A 17,306-nucleotide genomic window follows, 5' to 3' on the forward strand; every position below is an offset into this window, starting at 1 on the left:
CCCCCGGCACTCTCCAATTGGGAGACCCCAGCTTTCGCTGGGGTGACGATATCAGGCCAAAGCGATCACGGGTCCGTCGACGCTCCTACGCGTCGAACAGCCCGTCCTGGCTACCCGCCGGCGGGTTCAGGCCGAGATGCTTCCATCCCCCCGCATTCAGGAACCGGCCACGCGCGGTCCGAGCGATCAGGCCGAGCTGGATCAGATACGGCTCGATCACCTCCTCGATCGTGTCGCGCGGTTCGCTAAGGCCCGCCGCCAGAGTCTCCACCCCGACCGGCCCCCCGCGATAGATATCCGCGATCATCATCAGATAGCGCCGATCCATCGCGTCGAGCCCGAGCGAATCGACCTCAAGCCGGTTGAGCGCCGCATCCGCCGCGCGTGCATCGACCGTCTCGTGCCCCGCGACATTGGCGAAATCGCGCACGCGCCGGAGCAGCCGCCCGGCGATACGCGGGGTCCCGCGCGCACGCCGCGCGATCTCCATCGCGCCGTCCTTGGCGATACCGAGCCCGAGCAGCCCGGCCGCGCGCGTCACCACCCGCTCCAGTTCCTCGACCGTGTAGAATTGCAGCCGCACCGGGATGCCGAAGCGATCGCGCAGTGGCGTCGTCAGCAACCCCTGCCGCGTCGTCGCGCCGATCAGCGTGAACCGCGGCAGGTCGATGCGGACGGAGCGCGCGGACGGTCCCTCGCCAATCATCAGGTCGAGCGCGCGGTCCTCCATCGCCGGGTACAGCACTTCCTCGACCGCGGGCTGCAAGCGGTGGATCTCGTCGATGAACAGCACGTCGCCATCCTCGAGATTGGTCAGCAGCGCGGCCAGATCGCCCGACTTGGCGATCACCGGCCCCGAGGTGGCGCGAAACCCCACCCCCATCTCGCGCGCGACGATCTGCGCGAGCGTCGTCTTGCCGAGCCCGGGTGGCCCGAAGAACAGCACGTGATCCAGCGCATCGCCCCGCGACTTAGCGGCCTGAATGAAGATGCGCAGGTTCTCGCGTGCGGCCTTCTGCCCGACGAATTCGTCGAGGCTCTTCGGGCGTAGCGCGGCGTCGACGTCTTCGGGACGCTTGGCAGCGGTCAGGATGCGGTCTGTATCGGTCACCCACCCGCGATAGCGCGCTCGCGGTGAAGGGGGCAAGGCGGCTATGGGGGGCAATGACCAACCACACCGTACGTCCTGACCTGTATCTGCTGGGTGGAGTCTCGCCCGCGCTGGAGGCGACGCTCGCCGAGCGCTTTACGTTGCACCGCAAGGATCCCCCAGCGACGACGCGTGCGATCGTCGGCGGCGGGAGCAGCGTGGTCGCTGCGGCGTTGCTCGATCGCCTGTCGGCGCTGGAGATCATCGCGATCCACGGCGTCGGTTATGATGGAATCGACCTTGCTGCGGCCAAGGCGCGCGGCATCGCGGTGACGACGACGCCCGACGTGCTGACCGACGATGTCGCAGACCTCGCGATCGGACTGATGCTGGCGGTGCAGCGGCGGATCGTCGCGAACGACCGCGCGGTACGCGACGGCGGGTGGCAGATCGACCTTTCTCGACGCGCCAGCGAGCGACGGATCGGCATCTTCGGGCTGGGCCGGATCGGCAAGGCGATCGCCAGGCGCGCCGCGCCGTTCGCGACCGAACTCCATTATACCGCACGCTCCGCCAAGCCGGATTTCGCAGGCGTGTTCCATGCCGACATCGCCTCGCTCGCGGCGGCGTGCGATGTGCTGATCATCGCCGCACCGGGTGGCGATGCGACGTCGCATATCGTGGACGCCCAGGTTCTCGCGGCGCTCGGCGAGGACGGCATCCTCATCAACATCGCTCGCGGTAGTCTGGTCGACCAACCTGCTTTGGTAGCGGCACTCGAAGACGGAACGATCGCCGGCGCCGGGCTCGACGTGTTCGCCGACGAACCTGCCGTTCCCGATGCGCTCAAGACGATGGATCAGGTCGTCCTGTCACCCCATCAAGGAAGCGCGACCGTCGATGGCAGGGCTGCGATGGCGGCGTTGGTCATCGCGAACCTCGACGCGCATTTTGCCGGACGACCGCTGCCGAGTGCACTCTGAGACTGGGACTTTGGGAAACAAAGCCCCCCTTCCGTTCGCCCTGAGCGAAGTCGAAGGGTGTGCCCCAAGAGAAGGTGCTTCGACTTTGCTCAGCACGAACGGAAGGGGGGGGTGAGACCAAGCTTAAGAACCAACCGAACGGGTCCGAAACTACGACTTAGACGCTTTCCGCAGCGCCAGCCGCACGAGCGCATCGAGCGAAGCACCCGGCCCCAGCTCTTCGTCCGCCGCCGCCACCGCGACGCTCGCTTCGTTCGGCCGAAAGCCGAGGTTGAGCAGCGCCGACACCGCATCCGCAGACCCCCCCGGCGCGGCATTGACCACCGCCGGTCCAAGCCCGAGCGCGATGCCGCCGATTTTGTCCTTCAATTCCATCACGATCCGCTGCGCGAGCTTGGGCCCTACGCCGTTCGCCCGCGCGACCATCGCCTTGTCGCCACTGGCGATCGCGCGTGAGAGATCGACCGGCTCCAGCGCCGACAGGATCGCAAGCGCGACGCGCGCGCCCACCCCCTGCACGCCGGTCAGCAACCGGAACCAGTCGCGCTCGTCCGCGCTCGAAAATCCGACAAGCCGCTGGAAATCCTCGCCGACCAGCAATTCGGTGAACACCGTGCACGCCTCGCCGATCGGTCCCAGGGCCGACAGCGTCCGCGCCGACGCGCCGACAAGATAGCCGACGCCGCCGACGTCGATCACGGCGTGGTCGATGCCGGTCGAGTCCAGCCGTCCTTTGAGATGCACGATCATTGCCGCGATCGGTAGAACATGGCGTGCGTCCCGTCATCCTCTCAAAATTCGCGGCCGCCTACGGGAGCCGATCGAACCCCGTATAGGCCTTCAGGTCGGCGGCGCTCGCGCCTGTCAGTTCGGCGAGCCCCGGTCCGGCCAGATCGTCGGGCAGATGCCGCCTGCCATCACCGTCGAGCATGCCCAGGAACCGCTCGATGATCGTGACGATGACGACCTCGGGCCGTTCGGAGCGCAGCAGGTCATATTGGAGGCTGTCCGAACTCATCACCACCAGTCGCGAAAAGGTCGGGATCAGATGCGGGATGATGTAGTTCGCGAACGAATCGCGGAACAGCACGCAGCGAGGCAGGCCTTGATCGCTGCTCTCGTAGATCGACACCGCGCCGCGCGCGAAAATCCTGTTCTCGAACACCCGCTGGAATGGTCGCGCGATCCGGTGATCGACGGTGGTGGCGATTTCGTCCTGTTCGGGTTCGAGCCGCACACCGAGATCGCCGATATGCGTCCGGTCGGCGAAGCGCAGATCGGTCTCGGCGATCCGGATCGGCAGCGACACCGACTCAGCCAGGCTATCCATTAGCAGGTCATACGCCAGGAACCCCGCGTAGAAGGTCCAGTGCGTGTCGGTCTTCAGATAGGTTTCGCGGAGGGCGCGCGCGTCGATCAACGGCTGCAACGGATAGGAGCACAGCGCGCGCGTCTCGGGATCGAGACTGTCCAGGATCTGCACTGCAGGGCGGTTGTCGGATAGCGCGAAACCGGGTGGCAGCTTGTCGGCATAGACGACGTGCTTTTCCGGAATGATCATCATCCGGAACGCGATGTCGTTCGCCTTGCACCACGCCGCGCGCGTCTCGATGCTGTCGCGCCACACCGCAATCTCGCGGGGGCCGAGCGGCAGCGCGCCGGTGATCTGGTCGATCGCCTCATGGTCGCGGTGGAACAGATACCCGTCAGCGCCCTGGACGACGTCTGCCGCCAGCCGGGCGCGCGTGTCGCCGGCGATGCTCATGAGCCCGCCCGGCTTTCACGCGCTCCGTCATCGCGCCGACGCCGGACCAGGGCGATCAACGCGCCGAGATCCTGCGCGCCGCTGCCGTCAGGTCCGAGATCGATGTTGAAGTGCTTCTCGATCCGGATCAACAGCGTGGCGTGCGCCAGCGAATCCCAGCCATCGACATCGTCGGCGGTGGTCGCCACGTCGACAGCTGCCGCATCGACGCCGAAGGTCTTGGCGACGATCGCAAATATTCGCGCGCAAACATCGTCCTGGTTCATATCTCAGTGTGTCGACCCGCAAGATATTTTACAATGTTTTCGGTACGACTGATCTTCCCCGACGTCGACTTTATCAGCCAGCCCGGCGCGACTATCGAGATCGTCTTCGGAACCAGACCCAGCAAATCAAGGAGTTGAATCTTCACCGCCCGGCGAAGTGCAGAATCTTCGATTGCCCCGCCATCTTCGATCGCCCCGCCATCTTCGACGGGGCCGCTGCGCTCGACGACGACATGGCAGGTTTCACTGCCGATCGTGTCTGCGAACAGCCCGAACGCGACCGCGCGCCCCGCCTTTACGCCGACGACTTCGTTCAGCACCTGCTCGATCTCGTGCGCATAGAAATTCTTCCCGAGCAGGATGATCCGATCGGTCTTGCGGCCGAGCACGTACACCTCACCCTCGTGGAGGAATCCGAGATCGCCTGTCCGGAACCAGCCGGTGCTGAAGCTCGCAGACGAGTCCTGCCGGTAATAGCCCGTGAAGACAAAATCACCACGCACCAGGATTTCGCCGATCGCGTCCGCCCCATCGATCCGGACTTCGATGCCGTCGATCGGCGGCCCAGCGCTGCACAGGCTGATGCGATCGTCTCCGACGACATCCAGCCGATGGCGTCGCAAGCCATCGGCCGAGACCGAGTATCGGCGTGCTGGTACGCCCAGTCGCGTCTGTGTGACGGCGAACACCGTTTCCGCCATTGCGTAACACGCATGCACCTGCGCGGCCGATACGCCCCACCGACCGAATGCCGCAATGAATCGGTCGACGCTGGCCGGCTTGCACGGTTCGGAACAATTAATGAAAGCACGGACCCGCGAAAGATCGACCCGCCGGCTGTCTACCGCAGCATTCGTCAAGTGGTCGAACGCAAAATTGGGCAGCCAGACCAACGTGCCGTCGTGATCGGCGACCAGATCGAACAGCGAAAGCGGGTTTGACAGCCAGTCGAACGGATCGACGATCACCGCGCGCACGCCGGTCAGTAGCGGCATCAGCAACGTCGTGACGAAACCCATGTCGTGATACAGCGGCAGCCACGAACAGATCACGTCGTCGCTGGTTAGGCCGATCGCCGCGGCATAGCTCGCGATATGGTGGCTGATGGCGCGAGATGTCAGCGTCACGCCCTTCTTCAGCCCGGTCGTGCCCGAACTATGCTGCAGACAACAGACCGCGTCCGGATGCCAGTCCCACGCGATCGGATCGCCGTCGTCGGGCACTGCGTCCACCGTGGTGACGATCGCCAGCAGGTCTGCTGCTAGCGCGTCGGCGAAGGTCGCGGCGTTGATCGTATCGGTGACCAGAATGCCGCCGCCGATATGCCGGAACAACTGGGTATGGCTGTCCCAGAACCGCGCCGGATCCTGCTTGATAGACGGCAACGGCATCATCGCCGGAACACAGCCGGCCAGGATCGCGCCTACGAACGCGTAGAGCAGGTCGGGTGACGATCGAAGCGCGATCAGTACCACGGTGCCGGGCGCCGCGCCGGTGCCCCTATAGAGGTGCGCGTATCGCTGCCCTCCGTCCCACAGCATCGCGTGCGTCACGACCGCGTTTCCGCCGGCACGCGCGAGGACGAACTGCACCTTCGATGGTGCGGCATTGCAGCGCGCGATGAAACTCGCGAGCAGCCCGGCGGGTTCGCTGGGCCGCCGCGTCATCCGCACAGGGCCGACAGCCGCGCGCTGACGGCGATGTCATGCGCCTGCAACGCGGTGCGGAACGTCTTCGCGAGCGCGGCGCGGCGCGTGTCGAACGCTGCCCCCGCGTCGGCGGTCCAGGCGGTCGCGACGACCTCGCGCAGGTCGGATACCGGATCGTCATCGAAAGATCGCGACGGTATCGCCATCGTCTCGGCCATTTCGCGCGTGCGACTGTCGACATGCAGGACGACTCCCGGTCGCTCGGCCTGGATGGCGAGCGCCACGCCGTGAAACCGCGGTCCGATCGCATAATCATAGCGCCGCAGAAAGCTCATCCAGGTCTGGCTGTCGGTAAAGACGAAGGCACGCCGACGCCCCCACTCCACAACCTGCGCACCGTCGAGACCGGGCAGCAACCGCTGTGCGAGCAGCGCGAAATCGACGCTTTGGGTATCGGCAAGGTCCGACCGGGCCAGCGCGATCATCGTCTCGGGATGCTGAACGATATAGCAACCATCGTGACGATCCGCCGCGACGATCAGGCGGTGTTCGGGCGCCATGTCGGCATGGTGATGGTGCCCGGCCGCGATCGCCGGTCGCGTCCCGAGCCCTGCGGCGACCCGCGCCGCGATCCGCCCGCCCAGGTCTCTCATCGGCGACAGGAACAGCGACGGACAGCCGATGATCGTCGAGGCATAGCCGTTGCGAGCCAGGATCTCGGCCGTATACGCGCCGCGGACGAGCATGGCGGGTGCCGCGCCGGCGGCGGCCGCGACGACGTCCAACGCAGCGCGGGTGCCGTCCTTCAACGCGAGAGTCGCGCCAATACCCGGCGCCTGCGCACCAAGACCAACCAGCAGGACGGGCAACCCGAACGCCGCGAGACGTGCTGCCCAGCCCGACAGATCGACATGATCACCAAGCTGGTTGGCACACGCCACAACGAGAATATCAGCGTGAGCGCGGACGATTTCGGGGGGCGTACTCCACGTAATCATGTGCGAGGCGGCCAACGACGCGACCAGCCCGTCGACATAGGCGACATTACCCGAATTGCCGCCAAGCGCCTCGGTCAGCGTCGCAGCGTCGGCGGTCGGGATACGGCCCGCGTCGCCCAGTTGCCGGATCGACAGGTTCGGCAAAATCGCGACACGGCGACGAGTCTTCGAGACAGTCATGGTAATCTTTCACAGCGAGGTCGAAGCCTGCGGTCACGCGTACATGCACACGCGCCGGCGCCGGATACGCGAAATTGGCGCCAGCGGTCTGCCGCCCTAACTTTATGGGGTCTTCCCGGCGCTCCACAGCAAGGGCGCGGCGGGTGGGTCGCATGCGACGGGTGCGGTTCTCGAACAGGATCGAGGCTTGTCGCCATGCGCGACCTGGGCAAACCATCTGAGCGTGCCGACCTTCTGGCCATCGACCCCGTTTTCGAGGACGATCACCTGGCGCGTCGAGACGTCCTCCATCCCTTTGGGAAACGCGGGAGAGGCCACGGCGTTCGGCCTCGCACTGCCGGCGTCTCCTGCATCGGGTACCGTCGCGAGCGTCTGCAGGTCGAGCTGCACACGTCGTCGATCCCGACCGGCAAACGCAATGCGGACCCGCGCGGACTTCGGCTGCTGGTCGAGGATCCATACCGCCGGCAGATTGGGCAACGCGCCCTTCCCCGCGACGATCGACGGGGTTCGCGACGTCGCGATCTCGCGGATGCGCCACCCGCCCCGGCCCGGACGTGCCGCCACGATCGCGGGTCCGTTCGCGGCGTCATAGCGGACCTTGCCCTTCGTCTCGGCATAGCGCGGATACAGGATCACCGGCGCGCCATCGGCTGCAAGCGCGAGGTCGAGCCGGTTGACGAGCCCGGCATCCTCACCGACGTTCTCGACCAAATCCATCGTATCGGGGCTCAGCGGTGCCGCAATCGGACGGCCGTTCGCCGTGAACCAGGTTTGGAAATTTTTGGTTCGTGCGTAGGATACCGCAAAATTCGACGCGACGTCGGGCGTTCGCCGCCACACGACCGCGACATGGACATAGCCGTCCGCGCCGGTCCTGAAAGTGCTCGGATACGCACTGACCGGACCCTTTCGGTCGTGATCGGCAAAGATCGACCCGATCCGCTGCCATCGCCCGTCCTGCCACCTGTTGAGCAACCAGCTGCCGTTTCCCGAGCCGCCGGTGCGGTACATGAAGACGAGGTTGCCGTTGCCGTCATGCAGGAACCGCGGATAGGTCGCGCGCAGTTCGTCGCGGCCGATCATCGATGCCGGGCGGATGCTGCCGACATCACCGACGGTGCCGCGCGCATAGAACAACGGCGACGCATGCATGTTGCCGACGACGTGCACCGTATCGTCGGGGGCGATCGCGACCGCGAGGCTGTTGTGCGCGTCCCAGCCAGAGAACCGGGACGGCAGGCGTATCGAACAGGATACGCGCCGCAACGGATCGAAGCGCGTGACGGTGGCCCAGCGGTCGGCGTCGAAATAGGCCGCGAAGATTTGCCCACGCGCGGTGGCTGCCGCGCCGATCGCGGTCCCCACCCCGGTCCATACCCGGTCGAGTTCGATCGCCCCGCCACCCCGCCGCGCGTCGGCACCGAGCTGCGAACAGCGCGGTTCGCCCGCTACGGGTTGCGCAGCGAGGTCGGGTGCCTGGCACCCCGCCAGCACGGCGATCGTGGACCATAGGCCAAGGCCTATACGGCCGCGCTCGACCGCGTATGATCGGGCCGGGCATCCGAGCCACGCCGCTGAGAAGCGGTTCACTAGACGGTCGCATCGCGCGCGAGCAAAGGCGCCGGCCTCAGGCAAAGACATAGTCCGCCATCATCTCCCCGTTGAAACTCACATTGGGGAAATCCTTCTGCATGCTGTGCGTGTAGATGCTCGACACCTTGCCGTAGCTGTTGTCGTGCAGGTGTGTCGTGGTTCCCGACAGCGCGGAGGCCACGCCGACATGCAGCCGGTTGGTGGTGATCTCGGACGCGAGACGGGTGAATTCGAGCAGCATCCACGCTCCTCGATTGGCTTCGCGCGGTTTCACCCCGATCTGGAACACGATCGAGATATCGAAATTGGGTGCCCGCGGGATAAACGTCTTCTCGACGCCGTGCCGCATGCACGACATCTTCTTGCCGTCGATCGCCTCGGGCGTGAGCTTCGCGCGTTCGAGCAGCATCTCGCGGAACAAGTCATGGATCTCTGCGTCGCTCTCCATGTCGTCGTAAAGCTTGTCGGTATCGAGGAACAGCGCCAGATCGTGCGACAATTCCGCCTCGATCGACGGTGCATGCGCAAGGACGTGCTGGTGGGTCGGCAGCTCACGGCAATAGATCGTCGTTGCGGGCGCCAGCGACTGCAACAGCTCCTCGTTCCCACGGACCGAGTGCGGCAGCACGATGATGCGGTTATTGCCTGGCTGAAGCGCGCGGATCAGCGCCGACATGCCGTGGTAGAGCGGGACCAGATTGCCCCCGCCCGCCAACAGGACCGTTTCGTTCCGCAGGGCCTTGGCCTCGGCGACCGACGACAGGATCTCGACGTCGATATTATAATGGTCGAACAGCTGATAGGTCGCCGCAGCGATCAGCGAGTCCCCGGCGTTACCCGGATTCATGAAATATTTGATCGTCTTGTTACGGTGTCGGCGAAATAAATCCGCGAGATGACCATTTTTTCGTTCGAAATCTCTGGCGCATGAATCGTCCACGGTGAACTCCAATATTCTTGATCAGGATGGGACGGGGCTGTTGGCGACGAGCTGCCATTTCGCGACCATGTCCTTGGGCATGTCCGGCCTGGATTTGGTGCCCATCCAGACGTCGGCGACGCTGCCGACATCGATGGCGATCCCGCCGCGACGCTTGATCGCCGTACAATAGGCCTTCGACAGAATGCCTGCCGCGACGATGTATACCGCGCCCTCGAACGGCGGTCGGAGCTGTTCCAGGATGTCCGGATAGGCGTCGGGATAATGCCGGATGTCCTTGTGAACCTTGGCGATCGACGCCTGCATCGGCACCAGGATCGTCTCCGTCCGCGCCACTTCGGCCTTTTCGCGAAACACCCGCTCGAGGTCCGGGTAACACGTGACGAAGCCCAGATACGGCTGTTTATGCAGGATATTGAAATAATGCGGCAGCAACGACCGGCTGAACCAGGTGCTTGCCCAGATCTTCTCCGACAGCTTGGCGAGATCGGTGGCATCCGCCAGATAATTATACACGCCGCGCATGCCGCACATGCCGCGGACGTCGAGATCCGGAAGGTCCGTAGAAAAGCTCTTGTCGATCGTCCCGCGCTCGGGACCACCGATGAGATCGGCTTCCGCGATCCCCTCCATGACCGTGTCGAGGAAGAACTGCTTATGCTCGACCATCAAGGTATTCGAGCCGAAGTAGATCCGCGAAATCTTGGTAAGATTATACGTGGTCAAATGCGGGTAGATATCGAGCCCCGAGAACAACACGTTGCCGTCGGCGTCGCCGAGCCGGATCAGCGACGCGGGCCTCTTCGCGGCGATCGCCTTGCGTAGGAAAGCGGCGATCGGGCCGCCCGCGCTATTGCCGACATAGCTCGCCGCCGCGCTGCCGACGACGTCGTCATACTGGCGCAGACACCGATCGCGATCGAACGCGGTTGCATACTGCATATACTCGTCGGCCGCGTCCTGGCCCGGTGGCCACCACGTATTGCCGGCTAGGTTATAGGAATTCATCGTAGGGGCCGTCCTTTTGTACTGCGCCGAAACATCGTTCAGTCCAGGATTCTTGCATCGATTTCCGCACTGAATGCCCTGCGCATCCAGAACGGACTCTTCGACAACAGGTACAGCCAGTCCGCATCGCCGGTGACCGGGTCCGCTTCCTCGATCCGCAGGACGATCGCGTCCGGAACGAGCTGTGCGAACTCCGCTTCAAAATCGCGCCCCAGGACGCGGTAAGCGCCGCCACGCGCGGCATCGGCCCGGCCCCAATCCTCGGTCTTTTCGCGCGTCGTCGGGTTCGGATAGGATAACAGCATCAAGCCGTCGGCGGTCATCACGCGGACCAGCTCGGCCAGCGTCTTGCGGTGCGCGGGGACACGGTGGAGCACATTCGCCGCAACGATGAACCCAAGGCTGTTGCTCTGGCGCGCGGGCAGCCCTGCATCGGCATGCTCGATCCCGAACAGCTCGACGGATTTGAACCAGGGCTTGGGAATGCCACTCGGCTCGCCCCATAGCAGCAACGGAAGATGCGCGAACGTCTCGCGCAGCTGCAATTTATCGATGACCGCGCGGGCGATACGGTGCCGTTCGAGCGACCGGCACGTGCCGCATTGCGGCGGTTTGCGCGACCGGCTCAGCCGGTTGTTCTGCGCTGGGACGAACGTCGTCCCGTTGCAGATATTGCAGCTCACGGTCATGATCGATCCCCCGTCACGTCGGCCGCTGTGCCAGGCCCAGAACATCAAGGACGTCGTCGACCCGCGACGTCCAGGACACCGAACTCAATACCTTCTTGCGCTGCACCGTCGTTGGCGCCTTTTGCTTGCCGGCCACCACGCGCGTGATCGCGGCGAGGAACGAGTCGTGATCCGCGGCGATCGTCGCATAGGGGCCGATGTCGCCGATATTGGCGACGTCGGTCGTCACGATCGGGACGTTCAGCGCGAAATAGACGTAGAGCTTCAGCGGGTTCATGCTCTCGCTGAGTTCGTTGCGCAGGTGCGGCACCATCGCGACGTCGAACGCGCGGATATACCGCGTCGCATCCTCATAGGGTTTCACCCCGAGGATATGGATGTTCGGACGCGCGCCGAGTGCGAGCACGTCGGGCCGATCATGCGCCGACCCGATCAGCACCACGCTGCCGCCGGGGAAAGCGTCGGCGACCTTGCCGATCAGCTCCAGATCGACCCGGTCGCGCAGATTGCCGACATAGCCGAGGATCGGCCGGGGCAGATGCGCGAGATCCTCCGGCACCGCCCAGCTATGCGACAGATCGAACATCTCCGCGCCGTTCGGGATGACGCGGATATCCTCGCGGATCGCCGCGAACCCTTCGCGTACCGGTTCGCAATTGGCGAGGACGAGATCGGCATCGCGCAAGATCTCGTCATACGCAGCATGGACACGCGTCCGATGCGGTTCGCGGCTGGGGAATCGGCGCTGGTCGTCGATCACGTCGGCGACGATACAGCCCGGGTTCACGACCGATTTGACCATCGTATAATCGAATACCACCGGGCACACCCACAACACCGGCGAGTCGCCGATATTGGCCGCGCGCAGCTCCGATCGGATGAAATCCTCATACCCATCGCGCGGCGGCAGATCGGTGCCGAGATAGCGTTGCGGCGACGTCTCGGCGCGGAACAGGAACGTCCGTCGCAACAGGTTCGTCGTATCCGCCTGACGCAGCACGCGTCGGATGGTGTTGACGTACACCAAGTTTCCCTGGTGCGCGGTCGCCTCCGCGCCGTGCTTGGCCTGCTTGTCGAGATCGGTCGCGCTGATTGGCGAATCGAAATGGAGGACCTGGTTCACCGCTCCCGATTTGAGCAGATACCGCGCCATCATATCCGACCGGCGACCGTAGATGTCCGAATCGTTCTGCTTCCACAGGAAGACGACATCGGGTTTGCGATTCTGCCAGATCGCCGGACCGGCCCACCCCTTGGCAAAGCGCGGCAGCGGCTCGCCCGACACCTGCTCGACCGCCGCGAACAGCGCGTCGAACGCCGGTATTATCGGCCTGGATACCGTGCGTGCAGCCTCGAACGCCAGATCCAGCCTCGCCGAATTCACGCTATAGCTGAGTTCGGTCAGATAATGATCGCGGACGCGCTGCTTGGTCGCCGGCGCAATGCCCTGCGCGCTGATCTTGCGCAGTTCGTCCTTGAGTTGCGCGGCATCGTGGACCGCGATGATCGCCCCCGCCGCAATCAGATCGCGCAGCGGCGGCACCGGCGTCGCGTATACCGGCACGCCGAGCGCCATCGCATCGGTCAGCTTGGCGGGAATCTGGTAGCCCGATATCGCCGATGTCGGATCCTGCAACAGGAACACCGCATCGGCAATCGACACCAGTTCCGCGAGCCGGGCCCAAGGCTGATCGCCGTGCAGCCCGATCCGCGCCTTCTTGTATTTGGCAAACCGGCTCGACGTGCGCTTGTCGGTGACCGTTCCGATCACACACAGCGCAAGCGTGTCGTCGGCAAGCTCCTCGAGTGCGTCGGCGATCTCGAACACGCCCTTGTGCGGTCGCGGCGTCCCGAGGAACAGGATCACCCGATCCGCGTCGGTGTAGCCGAATTCGGCACGGACCTTCTGTCGATCGTACAAGGCGGGATCGAACACGCGTTCGTCGCGGCCATGGCGGACGACGATACCGCCGAACCGCTCCTGCAAGGCGTAGTTTGAGACGGTCACGCCATCGCATTCGGCGATCAGCCCTTCGGCGAATCGCGTGAAGATCTCGCCATAAGGCTTGTCGAGGATCCGCGGGTCTTCGGTGATCGCGGCGATCAGATCGTCGAGGCTGGCGGGGTCGCGATTGGGGAAGAAACCGAGCTCGTGATCGTCGACGTCGACGATCATCGGGCACGCATTGGCCTGCTTGATCATTGCGCCGATGAACAGGCTCGAGAAACGCGCCTTGCCGACATGGACGACATCACATTTGACGCGCGCGGCGATCGCGCGCGCACCCGCGACGAACTCGGCGAAGCTGCCCGCGGGATAGGCGTGCATCGTCATCGTCGCGGCGGCGATCGGCGGCCAGATCGTCGCGCCGTACATCGGGAACATCGGCCCGACGAGTTCGACGACGCTGTTGCGCGATGCCATGTCCGCCAGCAGGAACGCTCGCCCGACCGGATTGTGCGCCATATCCCACGACACGACCGCGACGCGGCGCGTGGCGGCAACCGCGGTAGCGCTCTTGCCGGGATCACCGCCGACCACCGGCGAGTGCTCCGGCACCGCATCCGACGCGTCGACCACGAGTGCCGATTTCGCCTCGATCGCCGACTTCGCTGCGGCCCCCGTTCCCCGCGCGCCGGCCAGCGTCATGCGTTTGGTCCCCGCACCCAGCCGCTCGCCGGTCGACGCGCGCAGACTGACTTGGTGATCGGCGCCATCGAGCAGCAAGGTCGGCAGGGGTACGGCAAAACCATGCGTGGCGACCTTGGCGACGTCCTCGGCCAGCGCATCGACGGACGCGTCCGGTATCGCCGAACCGACCAATCGGCCATCGACGAACAGCAGGACTTCGGCATCGACCTCGGGCAATTCGGCCCAGCCGACCAGACGGTCGCCGCGCAACCCGACCACCTCTCCGGACGGGCGCTTTGCGCGCGTATGTGCGCCGGTCGCCTTGACCGGGTCGATCGCCGCCGCACCATTGCGCGCCGGACCGGACCGGGGTGCCAAATCGTCCGCGCGGGTCCCGCCCTTACCCGACTGCGCCACAACCGGATGCGCCGGACCAGCCGCGAGCGCGATCTCCGACGGGGCCGCCTGAAGAACGGTGTATCGCTTCGTCGACGCCGCCGAGGCCGAGGCCGAGGCCGTTGCCGCAGAGGCTGAAGCCGTTGCCGCATGACTGGTAAAATCGACCGATTCGAGTTCCACGGTGCCGGGGCCGCTCGAAAACTGCATGGCGAAGAAATACGGGGTGCCGGATACGAGATCGCTCATCGGCATCTCCAGCTCATAGTCCCGGGCATCGCCCTCGATCGAACGCTGCTGCGTCGAAAGCTTTTTGGCAAAGATCCGTTTGCCCTGCGCATTGGCCTTGAGCAGCGCGATCCATTCGAGATCGAGCCCGGCTTCGGCATCACTGGCGGCACTTGCCCGCAGCCGTACCACGGCGCGGCGCCCCCGTTCGACCCCCGTCAACTCGATCGGCTGCCACAGCCGGACCCAGCTCAGTGCCGAACGGATGTGGAGCCTCACCCCCTGCGTCTTCGGCGAGGCCTTTGCCGGCCCCGTGTCGCCAGCTGCAGCTGCGCCGTATTCGACGAACCAGTTCTGACAGAACTGCCCCATGTTCCGGCGGGCCGATACTGCAGGATCATGATCCGTAAACGTCGGATTCTGCAAAAGATTATACGTCATAGGAAACGGCGCTCTTTCGCGATGAGTATCTACACGACGCAACGTACGTGTTTGGCGAATCAAATGCCCCGCAGATCTTCTCAGATTTATGCCACTTGGTCACGCCTGCCCGGCATTAGCAATACAAACGAATCCTGCATCTTTACCTTTCGGGGAAAGCATTTCTTACAATTGGCGACCTACCGGAACTGGTATTCCGACTTTAGCGATTAAGATCGCTGGATATTGCCAGACAATGCTTGAAGCCATAATTGTATTGGAGATCGTCGCGGGAAATAGGATCGAGATCACTATTTAGCGTGGGGATCGAAGCGACCTCGATACCGCCAGCCATCACCGACGCGCCATAACGCAACGCCGCCCGTCTGGACGGGCGGCGCATCGATGACCTTAACCGGGGAAGCTTGAAGCGGGATTTCTCCCGTCGGGATCAGGCACCCATGCCTGTTCGTCGCGATAGTGCCGCCGCGCTGGCGACATGATGCGCGTGCGTGATCGCCACGGCGAGCGCATCCGCGGCGTCGGGCCCCGCGAGCTTGGCGCCCGGCAGCAGGACGGCCATCATCGCCTGGATCTGTTTCTTGTCCGCGCCGCCGGTGCCGACGACGCCCTTCTTGACGGTCGAGGGGTGGTATTCGCCGATATGGAGCCCGGCCCCCGCCGCGGCGAGCAATACGACGCCGCGGGCCTGGCCCAGTTTCAGCGTCGACTGCGCGTTGGTGTTGCCGAGCACCTCCTCCACCGCGGCGCCGTCGGGGCGCTCGGTGCGGATGACGTCGATCAGCGCGTTGTACAGCGCGGTCAGGCGGCGGGGGAGCGCCATCGACGGATCGGTCTTGATCTGGCCGTTGGCGATATGGCTCAGGCGGTTGCCATCGGCCCGAATGACTCCCCAGCCTGTGGTGCCGAGGCCGGGGTCTAGCCCTAGAATGATCATGAAGATTGATTCACGCGAAGGCGCAAAGGCGCGAAGGTGTCGCATACTCGACAGGTGTGCCGCGTCAGCGGCACCCTCATCAGTGATCTTGACCACCGAACAGACATTCCGCCTTCGCGGATCACTAGCCCACGCGAAGCTCTTCGCGCCTTTGCGCCTTCGCGTGAACCAGTCTTCATCTCAACCCAGCGACTCCATGATCTCGTCGGAGATTTCGTAATTGCCCCACACGGTCTGCACGTCATCGTCGTCGTCGAGCGCGTCGATCAGCTTGAACAGCGTCGCCGCATCGTCCGCACCGACCGCAACCATGACCTGCGGGCGCCAGGCGAGCTTTGCGCCTTCGGCCTCGCCGAGCTTGGCTTCCAGCGCCTTGGCCACCTCGTGTAGGTCGCCCTGCGCGGTCCAGACCTCATGGCCGTCCTCGCTCGACGTGACGTCCTCGGCGCCCGCTTCGAGCGCCGCTTCGAACACCGTGTCGGCGTCGCCAGCACTCGCCGGATACGAGATAAGCCCGACGCGGTCGAACGCGTGGCTGACCGAACCGCCCGCGCCCAGATTGCCGCCGTTCTTGCCGACCGCGACGCGCACGTTGGTCGCGGTGCGGTTGCGGTTGTCGGTCAGCGCCTCGATGATCAGCGACACGCCGCCGGGACCGAAGCCCTCGTAGCGGATCTCTTCGTAATTCTCGGCATCGCCGCGGCTCGCCTTGTCGATCGAGCGCTGGATGTTCTCCTTCGGCAGCGACGCCGCCTTGGCCGCGTTCACCGCCGCGCGCAGGCGCGGGTTCATGTCGACGTCGGGCAGGCCCATCTTGGCCGCGACCGTGATTTCCCGGCTGAGCTTGCTGAACGCCGACGAGCGCTTCTTGTCCTGCGCGCCCTTGCGGTACATGATATTCTTGTATTTGGAATGGCCTGCCATCGGTGCCTCTTTAGCTGATGGCCCCGCTCTTAGGCGTCAGGCGCGGATTTCGCCAGACCGTCGATTTTCCGCTCGATCGCGTCGAGACGGTCCAGCACCAGATGGTCGATCTTGTGATGCACGCGCAGGATGTCGAGTTCGGCGCGCAGATTGGTCTCGTAGTCGAGGCTCGCGGCCAAGCGATCCTTCGCCGATTGCCGGTTCTGGCTCATCATGATGACGGGCGCCTGGATCGCCGCCACGGTCGACAGCATAAGGTTGAGAAAGATGTAGGGATACGGATCGAACGCCATCCCGAAATGGCCGAGGATGTCCGAATTGAGGATCATCCAGCCGAACAGGATGACGGCAAAGACGATGATGAAGCCCCACGACCCGCCAACCGCCGCGACCTTGTCCGCCAGCCGCTCGCCATAGCTCGAGCGTTCGTCGGAGACGTCGCCAGCGTCGCGGCTGACGACCGTGCCCGCCTCGATCCCCGCAAGGACGCGGCGCTCCTCATCGTCGAGCTCGCCCGGCGCCTTGCCGAGAAGACGTTGCGAGAGATCGGCGAGCGGGGAGTGTGTGGCCATCCTCAAAGGCCT

At 64.7% G+C, this 17,306-nt stretch carries 16 protein-coding genes; 1 reads left to right on the forward strand and 15 read right to left on the reverse strand.

The window, feature by feature from the left end:
* Nucleotides 1–85 precede the first annotated feature (85 nt).
* A complete protein-coding gene (gene ruvB, locus U1763_RS07625; RefSeq protein WP_132736034.1) occupies nt 86–1,111 on the reverse strand; it encodes a Holliday junction branch migration DNA helicase RuvB in 1,026 nt (341 codons plus the stop codon).
* 53 nt (nt 1,112–1,164) lie between these two features.
* Here ruvB and U1763_RS07630 point away from each other — a divergent pair, with 53 nt between their 5' ends.
* Nucleotides 1,165–2,073, forward strand: coding sequence for a 2-hydroxyacid dehydrogenase (locus tag U1763_RS07630; protein ID WP_332754739.1), 909 nt, complete (start codon nt 1,165–1,167; stop codon nt 2,071–2,073).
* 150 nt (nt 2,074–2,223) lie between these two features.
* Here the strand turns inward: U1763_RS07630 and ruvA are convergent, their stop codons facing one another.
* The 14 genes from ruvA to U1763_RS07700 all read right to left on the reverse strand — a co-directional run bounded on the left by ruvA (nt 2,224) and on the right by U1763_RS07700 (nt 17,294).
* Nucleotides 2,224–2,823 carry a Holliday junction branch migration protein RuvA gene (gene ruvA / locus U1763_RS07635; RefSeq protein ID WP_332754740.1) on the reverse strand — a complete coding sequence of 200 codons (600 nt, stop codon included), beginning with the start codon at nt 2,821–2,823 and terminating at the stop codon, nt 2,224–2,226.
* A gap of 58 nt (nt 2,824–2,881) precedes the next feature.
* The gene (locus U1763_RS07640) at nt 2,882–3,838 is read right to left on the reverse strand and encodes an alginate O-acetyltransferase AlgX-related protein (protein ID WP_332754741.1); all 957 of its coding nucleotides are present in this window, start codon (nt 3,836–3,838) and stop codon (nt 2,882–2,884) included.
* Complete coding sequence (locus U1763_RS07645) at nt 3,835–4,104, reverse strand: acyl carrier protein (protein ID WP_332754742.1); 270 nt, start codon at nt 4,102–4,104, stop codon at nt 3,835–3,837. Before U1763_RS07645 ends, U1763_RS07640 begins: the two co-directional genes overlap by 4 nt.
* The gene (locus U1763_RS07650) at nt 4,101–5,771 is read right to left on the reverse strand and encodes an AMP-binding protein (RefSeq protein WP_332754743.1); all 1,671 of its coding nucleotides are present in this window, start codon (nt 5,769–5,771) and stop codon (nt 4,101–4,103) included. The genes U1763_RS07645 and U1763_RS07650 overlap by 4 nt, the downstream gene beginning before the upstream one ends.
* Nucleotides 5,768–6,931: a polysaccharide pyruvyl transferase family protein gene (locus U1763_RS07655; RefSeq protein ID WP_332754744.1), complete on the reverse strand. Its 1,164-nt coding sequence runs from the start codon at nt 6,929–6,931 to the stop codon at nt 5,768–5,770. Before U1763_RS07655 ends, U1763_RS07650 begins: the two co-directional genes overlap by 4 nt.
* A 102-nt stretch (nt 6,932–7,033) precedes the next feature.
* Nucleotides 7,034–8,524 (reverse strand): BNR repeat-containing protein, encoded by a 1,491-nt coding sequence (locus tag U1763_RS07660; RefSeq protein ID WP_332754745.1) that lies wholly within the window; start codon nt 8,522–8,524, stop codon nt 7,034–7,036.
* Between the two features lie 37 nt (nt 8,525–8,561).
* Nucleotides 8,562–9,374, reverse strand: a complete 813-nt coding sequence (locus U1763_RS07665; RefSeq protein ID WP_332754746.1) for a polysaccharide pyruvyl transferase family protein — start codon at nt 9,372–9,374, stop codon at nt 8,562–8,564.
* A gap of 114 nt (nt 9,375–9,488) precedes the next feature.
* Nucleotides 9,489–10,475 (reverse strand): hypothetical protein, encoded by a 987-nt coding sequence (locus U1763_RS07670; RefSeq protein WP_132736060.1) that lies wholly within the window; start codon nt 10,473–10,475, stop codon nt 9,489–9,491.
* Between the two features lie 38 nt (nt 10,476–10,513).
* Complete coding sequence (locus U1763_RS07675; protein ID WP_132895460.1) at nt 10,514–11,164, reverse strand: class I SAM-dependent methyltransferase; 651 nt, start codon at nt 11,162–11,164, stop codon at nt 10,514–10,516.
* A 13-nt stretch (nt 11,165–11,177) separates the two neighbouring features.
* Nucleotides 11,178–14,792, reverse strand: a complete 3,615-nt coding sequence (locus U1763_RS07680) for a glycosyltransferase (RefSeq protein WP_332754747.1) — start codon at nt 14,790–14,792, stop codon at nt 11,178–11,180.
* Between the two features lie 271 nt (nt 14,793–15,063).
* On the reverse strand, nt 15,064–15,243 hold the full coding sequence (locus U1763_RS07685; RefSeq protein ID WP_332754748.1) for a hypothetical protein: 180 nt from the start codon (nt 15,241–15,243) through the stop codon (nt 15,064–15,066).
* Between the two features lie 48 nt (nt 15,244–15,291).
* Entirely contained in the window at nt 15,292–15,798 is a 507-nt protein-coding gene (gene ruvC / locus U1763_RS07690) for a crossover junction endodeoxyribonuclease RuvC (RefSeq protein WP_132736071.1), read from the reverse strand.
* Nucleotides 15,799–15,978: 180 nt separating this feature from the next.
* Nucleotides 15,979–16,722, reverse strand: a complete 744-nt coding sequence (locus U1763_RS07695; protein WP_056477859.1) for a YebC/PmpR family DNA-binding transcriptional regulator — start codon at nt 16,720–16,722, stop codon at nt 15,979–15,981.
* Between the two features lie 29 nt (nt 16,723–16,751).
* Nucleotides 16,752–17,294 (reverse strand): DUF1003 domain-containing protein, encoded by a 543-nt coding sequence (locus U1763_RS07700; RefSeq protein ID WP_132736074.1) that lies wholly within the window; start codon nt 17,292–17,294, stop codon nt 16,752–16,754.
* Nucleotides 17,295–17,306: the final 12 nt, after the last annotated feature.

The sequence above is a fragment of the Sphingomonas sorbitolis genome, from assembly GCF_036663875.1.
GTDB lineage: Bacteria > Pseudomonadota > Alphaproteobacteria > Sphingomonadales > Sphingomonadaceae > Sphingomonas.

What these genes read in the sequence shown, in the direction of transcription:
- U1763_RS07630 (WP_332754739.1), top strand. Translation starts at nt 1,165, where the DNA reads ATGACCAACCACACCGTACGTCCTGACCTGTATCTGCTGGGTGGAGTC.
- ruvA (WP_332754740.1), bottom strand. Translation starts at nt 2,823, where the DNA reads ATGATCGTGCATCTCAAAGGACGGCTGGACTCGACCGGCATCGACCAC.
- U1763_RS07640 (WP_332754741.1), bottom strand. Translation starts at nt 3,838, where the DNA reads ATGAGCATCGCCGGCGACACGCGCGCCCGGCTGGCGGCAGACGTCGTC.
- U1763_RS07645 (WP_332754742.1), bottom strand. Translation starts at nt 4,104, where the DNA reads ATGAACCAGGACGATGTTTGCGCGCGAATATTTGCGATCGTCGCCAAG.
- U1763_RS07650 (WP_332754743.1), bottom strand. Translation starts at nt 5,771, where the DNA reads ATGACGCGGCGGCCCAGCGAACCCGCCGGGCTGCTCGCGAGTTTCATC.
- U1763_RS07655 (WP_332754744.1), bottom strand. Translation starts at nt 6,931, where the DNA reads ATGACTGTCTCGAAGACTCGTCGCCGTGTCGCGATTTTGCCGAACCTG.
- U1763_RS07665 (WP_332754746.1), bottom strand. Translation starts at nt 9,374, where the DNA reads ATGAATCCGGGTAACGCCGGGGACTCGCTGATCGCTGCGGCGACCTAT.
- U1763_RS07670 (WP_132736060.1), bottom strand. Translation starts at nt 10,475, where the DNA reads ATGAATTCCTATAACCTAGCCGGCAATACGTGGTGGCCACCGGGCCAG.
- U1763_RS07675 (WP_132895460.1), bottom strand. Translation starts at nt 11,164, where the DNA reads ATGACCGTGAGCTGCAATATCTGCAACGGGACGACGTTCGTCCCAGCG.
- U1763_RS07680 (WP_332754747.1), bottom strand. Translation starts at nt 14,792, where the DNA reads ATGGGGCAGTTCTGTCAGAACTGGTTCGTCGAATACGGCGCAGCTGCA.
- U1763_RS07685 (WP_332754748.1), bottom strand. Translation starts at nt 15,243, where the DNA reads ATGCGCCGCCCGTCCAGACGGGCGGCGTTGCGTTATGGCGCGTCGGTG.
- ruvC (WP_132736071.1), bottom strand. Translation starts at nt 15,798, where the DNA reads ATGATCATTCTAGGGCTAGACCCCGGCCTCGGCACCACAGGCTGGGGA.
- U1763_RS07695 (WP_056477859.1), bottom strand. Translation starts at nt 16,722, where the DNA reads ATGGCAGGCCATTCCAAATACAAGAATATCATGTACCGCAAGGGCGCG.
- U1763_RS07700 (WP_132736074.1), bottom strand. Translation starts at nt 17,294, where the DNA reads ATGGCCACACACTCCCCGCTCGCCGATCTCTCGCAACGTCTTCTCGGC.